Here is a 7,423-nt window from a genome sequence, read left to right on the forward strand (position 1 = left end):
TGAGTTGTAGAAGATGAACTCGAGGATCACGCGGTGACCGCCCTGCTGTCCAGCACGACCACCCCGCTACACCACTATGAGGGACTCAACTACGCCGAGAACTACCACGCTCTCGAGGCGATGCTGTTCACATACCAGGGCCGGGTCGACTGCATCTATATTGATCCGCCCTACAACACTCGTGCGAATGACTGGAAGTACAACAACAACTACGTCGATCCGAGCGACAGCTACGCGCACTCGAAATGGCTCGCTTTCATGGAGCGCCGACTCAAAATTGCGAAGAAGCTTCTGAACCCTCGCGAATCCGTGCTTATTGTGACAATCGATGAAAAGGAGGTCCATCGGCTTGGCCTGCTCCTCGATCAGATCTTCAGTGGCTTCCCGCGCCAGATGGTGACTACGGTGATCGCCCCCGCCGGACAGGCTCGTGGCAGCCAGATGTACCGCGTGGAAGAGTACATCTTCTGCGTTTACATCGGATCCGCTGCCGCTACAGGGGGGATCGACAACATGCTCAGCACTCTCGAAGAACGCGACGCAGACGAGGAGACTCCGGAACCGACCGAGATTAAGGTCACATGGGAAAACCTCACCCGCCGGGGTACCGACGCGCGCCGAGTCGATCGCGAGCGGCAGTTTTTTCCGATCTTCATCGACCCTGAAGCGAAGCGGGTCGTTTCGATCGGTGAGCCACTGCTGCCTGTGACTGCGGACAGGAATACGGTGCAGGCACCTGATGGGACGATCGCCGTGTGGCCCATCCGAAGCGATGGTTCCGAAGGACGATGGCGAGTTGGGCGTGACGGTGTGCTCAAGCTGCATGAACGAGGACTTGTACGCGTCGGTCGCTTCAACAAGAAGCACGGGCGATGGTCAATGAACTACTTGCTCCGTGCAGACGTTCAGCGCCTTGATCGGGGCGAAATCGTGATCGACGGGTGGACGGAACAGGGCACGCCTGTCCTCAGGCGGCCCGTTACGGACGAGGTGAACAAGGTCCGTCCTAAGACGGTGTGGAACCGTGAGTCCCACAATGCTGGCAACTATGGAACCGCGCTGCTGCGAAAGTTCCTCCCAGGCCGGTCGTTCCCCTTTCCGAAGTCCCTGTACGCTGTCGAGGACACGCTCCGATTCTTTGTGGCGGACAAGCCGGATGCACTCGTGCTCGACTTCTTCGCAGGCTCCGGAACAACGGCTCACGCCGTTATGCGCCTGAACAAGCAGGACGGAGGCCAACGTCGATCTATCTCGGTGACGAACAATGAGGTGAACGACAATGAGGCCGCTCTGCTGGCCAAGGGTCTACGCGCTGGCGACGAGGAATGGGATTCTCAGGGAATCTGCGAACGTGTCACCAAGCCTCGAATCCAGGCGGCGGTGACCGGGTGCACCCCGGAAGGAGACCCGATCTCTGACGAGTACACCTTTACCGACGTGTTCCCCATGTCTGACGGCTTCGAGGAAAACGTCGAGTTCTTCACGCTCACCTACGAGAACCCAGCCCTGGTCGAACTCAACATGGCGTTCGAGCGGATCGCGCCGCTGCTGTGGATGCGGGCCGGATCCTATGGGCGTCGGATCGACGAGCGCACCGACACCTTCGAAGTTGCCGACACCTACGCGGTCCTGTTCAGCGTCGATGCATCCCGGTCGTTCCTCGCAGCGATCGAGAAAACCGAGGGCCTGAGGATTGCCTACATCGTGACCGACGACGAGACGCAGTACCAGGCCGTCGCCGGTCAGCTGCCGGATGGGGTGGAGTCGGTGCGGCTCTACGAGTCCTACCTGCGTACGTTCCAGATCAACACAGGGAGGGCCTGAGGGATGCGCTTCACGCTCAAGGACTACCAGACCGAAGCGGTCGGCAAGATCCTTACCACGCTCGGGTACGCGCGCGAGGACTGGCACAACCGGCAGCGCCGGACGGCGTTCGCGCTGTCGTCGACGACAGGTTCCGGCAAGACGGTGATCGCGGCGACCGTGATCGAAGCGCTGTTGCACGGCAGCGACGAGTTCGACGTCGAGCCTGACCCGTCGGCGGTCGTGCTGTGGGTGTCGAAGGACCCGGCGCTCAATGCGCAGACGAAGAGCCGCTTCATCGAGTGCGCCGATCGCATACCATCCGGCGACCTGGTGCTGCTCGACAAGACGTACTCCGAAGAGTCGCTGAGCACCGGGACGGTGTACTTCATCAATCCCGACAAGTTGGGGAAGAAGGCCGACTTCGTTAAGCATACGGACACCCGGCATTTCACGTTCTGGGAGATCCTCGCGAACACGATCAAGGACGAGGACAAGACCCTTTACATGGTGCTCGACGAGGCGCACGAGGGGATGAAGACACAGACGAGCGACGAGCAGACGATCGTGCAGAAGATCATCAGCGGCGACGGTGTCAGCCCGGCTGTGCCGATCGTGTGGGGCATCTCGGCGACCGTTAAGCGGTTCGACGAGGCGATGGCCAGGGCTGACGCGTTCACCAAGGAGAAGAACGTTGTCATCCACCCCCAGGTCGTGCAGGACTCCGGCCTGCTGAAGAACGCGCTGACCCTTGACATCCCCAACGAAGCCGGCGATTTCTCGACCACCATGGTCCGTGACGCGACCCTCGATTTTGTCGAGGTTTGTGAGACGTGGGACGCGTACTGCGGCGAGCAGGGCATTGACCCTGTCGTGCCACTGCTCGTGGCACAGATCCCGAACAAGAGCGCGGGGGAGCGCGACACCGAGAAAGGCCGCCGCGAGGAGGACGAGACCATTCATCTCGTCCTCGAGACGATCCGCAAGCACTGGCCAGACATGCCCGCGGACTGCGTGGCCCACGTCCTCGGAGACCGCGCGACGATCGAGGTAGGAGCGTACGAGATACCGAAGGTCGCGCCGCAGGAAGTCGAGCACGACCACCGCATCCGCGTGCTCCTGGCCAAGGACGCGGTCTCCACCGGCTGGGACTGCCCACGCGCCGAAGTCCTCGTCTCGTTGCGCTCCGCCCACGACGACACCTATGTCACGCAGTTGCTCGGACGCATGGTCCGCACGCCGCTGGCCCAGGAGACCAGCGTCGAGCGGCTGAACACTGCATCATGCTACCTGCCCTACTTCGACAAGGAGACGGCGAAGATTGTCGCCGAGGAGATCATGGGCATGCGCGCGCCGCGTTCGGGCGAGCGCGGCGCGGCCATCAACAAGGTCATGCTCAAGCCGGTCAAGCTGCAGCGCAACTACGATGTGCCCGACGAGGTGTTTCAGCTCGTCCGAGACCTGCCGTCGTTCCGGAAGCCTACTGCCGCACCGCGTCCTATCAAGCGGCTCTTGAAAGCGGCGCAGGCGCTCGCCCAGGACGAGCTGGTGGCCAACGCCGACCGCCTCGCTCACGAGGCGATGTTCTCGGTGCTCGACAACATCACTGAGGCAAACTCCGGCGAGATCGACAAGCAGACAAAACTGATTATGACCGCGGACATCCGCCGAATCTTGGTGGAGCGAGGCAAGTACGAGGCGACGGACTCGCTCGACACGCGGGATAGCGACGCGGCAACGGTCGATGATGCTCTGCGGCACCTCAGAAGCATCCTCACCGCTTCGGTGGTCAATCGTTACCTCGGCCGGAATATGCAGGCGGCGATCAATGAGGGGGTCGAGGCCGGTGATCCGACAGGCGTCGATATCACGCTGATTCGGGCGCGCGTGGCTGCTCTGGCGTTCATTGACGTAGACGTGCAGAAGTCCGTGGAGGACGCGGCGGACTCACTCACGCGTCTTTGGCTGACGACCAATGCGAGCGACATCGCAAGACTGCCCGACTCGCGGAAGCCGTCCTACGAGGCGATCCAGAACATGGCGCGGGAGCCGGAACGAGATGGCGTCGAGATCAAGACTGACGAGCGCGTCGACTCCGTCGACACGGATATGAAGCCCCTGCCCACAGAGAAGAAGCACTTGCTCTCGACGTCGACTGGCGACTACCCGCTTGAGCAGAAGATGGCAAGGAATCGCTGGGAGCGTGCGACGATCCAGTACGAGCAAAGCTTCGGCACGCTCGAGGGCTGGTACCGAAACCCCTCGTCCGCTGGGAGGAACTCCCTGCGGATCGCGCACAAGTCCGGCGACACATGGAAGTCTGTGCAGCCCGACTTCGTATTCGTCCACAGAACCAGCGAAGGCCTCCTACCATCGATCGTCGATCCCCACGGTGTGCACCTGGGAGATTCGGGCCCGAAGCTCAAGGCGCTGGCCGAGTACGCCGACGAGCACGGAGATAGATTCGACCGCATCATTGCAGTCGGGGTCGAGAAGGACGACGCTCTCGTCGGTCTGGATCTGAAGAGCTCGAAGATCCGCCGCGCGGTCTATGAAGCTCAGCCGGACAGTGACTCAATTAAGCAACTTTATGCGGCATACGGGACTAATTACACCCGCATTCCAGAAGATATTTGAGGGAGGCCATTCATGAAACTGTCGAAATTCCGGGTCCGAAAGTTTCGCAACATCATCGACACAAGCGAGATCGACGTCGATGACGCGGTCACGTGCTTAGTCGGGATGAACGAGTCAGGTAAGACAGCGGTACTCTCCGCTCTTCACCGACTGAACCCGATTGACGGCGAAGACTTCGATGAGCAGCGTGACTACCCTCGCTGGCTTTTGTCCAAAGACCGGCGCGAGGGCGTCATCGATGACGCTACTCCGATCTCTGCTACCTTCACCTTGGAGACGGCCGATATTGAACTCCTTGAGGCTGAAGTCGGAGCAGGCGTCTTCACCGCCCGGGAGATTACTGTTTCTCGCAAGTACAACACCGACGTGACGACGTGGAACATCCCGCTCGACACGAAACGCGCGGTCCAGAATCTGTTGTCGAGCCTGGAGCTTCGGAAGAAGACGTCAGATCAGTTCAAGGACGTCTCTGATTTTGACGGAATCGAAGCGATCTGCGCGCAGCTTGTCTCCGACGAGACTGATAAGCAGCACGAGAAGACTGCGGTTGAGATCGCCAGTATTCGGGAGGCGGTTGCTGCCCTCCCAGGTAAGGACGTCTGGGCTGTGGCCGTGGCCGTGCTCAAGAGTAGGCTTCCCAAGTTCTTCTACTTCTCCGACTACTCGCAGCTGGACGGCCGTATCGACATTAATCACCTCGCCGAAAAGGACGAGCAGGTCGGCTCCTCAGCCGATCAGACTGCACGCGCTCTTCTGCGACTCGCCAGTACGACACCGACAGCGATGGCGAGCAGCGACTACGAGGACCGCAAGTCGGAGCTCGAAGCGGTTGGGCACGAGCTGACCGAGCAAGTGTTTGAGTTCTGGAAGCAGAACGACAACCTCCAGGTCGAGTTCGACATCGACCGTCAGATTAAGACGATCAACCCTCAGAAGCACACGGTTGAGAAGACTTACCTCGACATCCGAGTCAAGGACACGCGCCACTCCTTCACCAACAACTTCGCCCAGAGATCCTCGGGGTTCCGGTGGTTCTTCTCCTTTCTTGCGGCCTTCACCGAGTTCGAGAGCCGCAAGGAGCCCGTGGTCGTCCTGCTTGACGAGCCGGGGCTGACGCTGCACGCCCGTGCTCAGGCGGATTTCGTCCGGTTCATCAACGAGCGGCTGGCGACGGCCGTCCAGGTCCTCTACACGACGCACAGCCCCTTCATGGTCGAGACCGACAGGATCGACCGCGTCCGGATCGTCGAAGACGGCGGGCCTAAGATTGGTTCAACAGTCACCCGTGAGGCGCTTACGGTCGGGGAAGGCAGCCTCTTTCCACTGCAAGCGGCGCTAGGCTACGACGTAGCGCAGCACCTCTTCATCGGCTCGTGGAACCTCCTTGTCGAGGGGCCGAGCGACTACATCTACCTCGACACGATCAGCAGGATTCTCATCGATCGCGGTCGTACTGGGCTGGACGAACGCTGGCGAGTGTTGCCCGCAGGCGGAGCGTCCAACATCCCGGCTTTCGTCGCGCTCATGGGGCAGAGCTTGGACGTTACCGTGCTCGTTGACGCGGGCACCGAAGGTGCTGATCGGTTGCAGAAGGCGGTGGACGCCTCCCGACTCCAGCGCGACCGGATCATCCAGGTGAGCGAGGTGACTAGTCGGCGGCACTCCGACATCGAGGACTTGTTCGAGGAGGACGAGTATCTCGCTCTTTATAACGCGGCCTTCGGAACTTCGGTGTCGTTAAGCGATCTCGGGCACGGCGACCGCATCGTGAAGCGTCTCACCGACCTCAGTGGAGGAGCCTATGACCATTACCGTCCGGCCGATGTGCTCTTACGTGACACGGAAATGCGGGACAGCCTTGGTGACGTCACGCTCGATCGGTTCGAGACATTAATCAGACGAATCAACGGTACCGGTCACTGACAGCTGTGAGGCTTGAGCTGTCCAGTGGCGAGGTGCACAGAGGACGTCGGCTCTAGCAAGTGCCGAACATCGCTTACGTCTAGGCTCTAGTCTGGATACATGAACGTGCCATCGACTGCATCACGCAAGGCAGCCATCTACCTACGAATATCCCTCGACCGCGAGATGGACGGGCTCGCCATTTAGCGTCAATGCGAGGATTGCGAATGTCTCGCTGAGCGCGAAGGTTGGACTGTTGTGGAGACGTACATCGACCAGTCACTCAGCGCCACGGACGCCACTAAGTCTCGACCTGATTATGACCGCATGGTCTCCGACTATAAAGCAGGTGCATTCGACGCGATCGTGTGCTGGGACCTCGACCGACTGACACGTCAGCCACGGCAGATGGAGGACTGGGTTGACGCCGCCCGGTCCCGAGGGCTTCTGCTTAAGTCCGTGTCCGGTGACGTGGACCTGACGAACGAAAACGGACTGCTGATCGCCGGGATCAAAATCCAGGTGGCGCGCGCAGAGGTTGTGCGCAAGGGCAAGCGACAGTCCAAGGCGCAGCAGCAACGGGCCAGGATGGGCCGTGCCCCGAAGGGTATGCGACCGCTTGGGTACGCAGTTAACGGCGACGTGATCGAGCACGAGGCCGACGCAGTTAGAGCAATCTATGCACTATTCAGCAGAGCAGAACATCCCGAATCGCTGCGCTCGCTTGCCCGAGCGCTCAGCGGCACCGAGGTCATTAAGGGCTTGCCCGCGCTCCCAAAACACACTCATACGGTGTCGTTGGAGCGCGAGCAAGCCCGGAAGGTCCGAGCGGAGGAGGAAAACCGGTTGTACGAGCCGCGAGATCCAAAGCCCGACGGCCCGTGGTCACCTTCGACCGTGCTCGGCATTCTCCGCAACCCGCGGTATGCAGCCATGTCGACTTACACGCCGAAGGAGTACCAAAAGGACGGTAACCGTCGTCGTACCTGGGTCAAGTCCCTTGTAGTGGTGTAACGGCGTTTTCCTCTCGTTTGGGGTTTTAGCTTGCTAGTGCGGGCGTGTCGGTATCGGTCATGGTCGT

General features: G+C 60.6%; 4 protein-coding genes and 1 pseudogene. All 5 read left to right on the forward strand.

Annotated elements, in window-relative coordinates:
- The first annotated feature begins 120 nt into the window (after positions 1–120).
- The 5 genes and pseudogenes from BSZ39_RS11685 to BSZ39_RS15230 all read left to right on the forward strand — a co-directional run bounded on the left by BSZ39_RS11685 (position 121) and on the right by BSZ39_RS15230 (position 7,356).
- Positions 121–1,824: a site-specific DNA-methyltransferase gene (locus BSZ39_RS11685; protein ID WP_143180527.1), complete on the forward strand. Its 1,704-nt coding sequence runs from the start codon at positions 121–123 to the stop codon at positions 1,822–1,824.
- A 3-nt stretch (positions 1,825–1,827) separates the two neighbouring features.
- The gene (locus tag BSZ39_RS11690; protein WP_073717502.1) at positions 1,828–4,440 is read left to right on the forward strand and encodes a DEAD/DEAH box helicase; all 2,613 of its coding nucleotides are present in this window, start codon (positions 1,828–1,830) and stop codon (positions 4,438–4,440) included.
- Positions 4,441–4,452: 12 nt separating this feature from the next.
- The gene (locus BSZ39_RS11695) at positions 4,453–6,363 is read left to right on the forward strand and encodes an ATP-dependent nuclease (RefSeq protein WP_073717503.1); all 1,911 of its coding nucleotides are present in this window, start codon (positions 4,453–4,455) and stop codon (positions 6,361–6,363) included.
- 198 nt (positions 6,364–6,561) lie between these two features.
- A pseudogene (locus BSZ39_RS15225) lies at positions 6,562–6,927 on the forward strand (recombinase family protein); the annotation flags it as partial.
- A 24-nt stretch (positions 6,928–6,951) separates the two neighbouring features.
- On the forward strand, positions 6,952–7,356 hold the full coding sequence (locus tag BSZ39_RS15230) for a recombinase family protein (RefSeq protein WP_483861823.1): 405 nt from the start codon (positions 6,952–6,954) through the stop codon (positions 7,354–7,356).
- Positions 7,357–7,423: the final 67 nt, after the last annotated feature.

Source organism: Bowdeniella nasicola (assembly GCF_001907295.1).
In the GTDB taxonomy this organism is placed as follows: domain Bacteria; phylum Actinomycetota; class Actinomycetes; order Actinomycetales; family Actinomycetaceae; genus Bowdeniella; species Bowdeniella nasicola.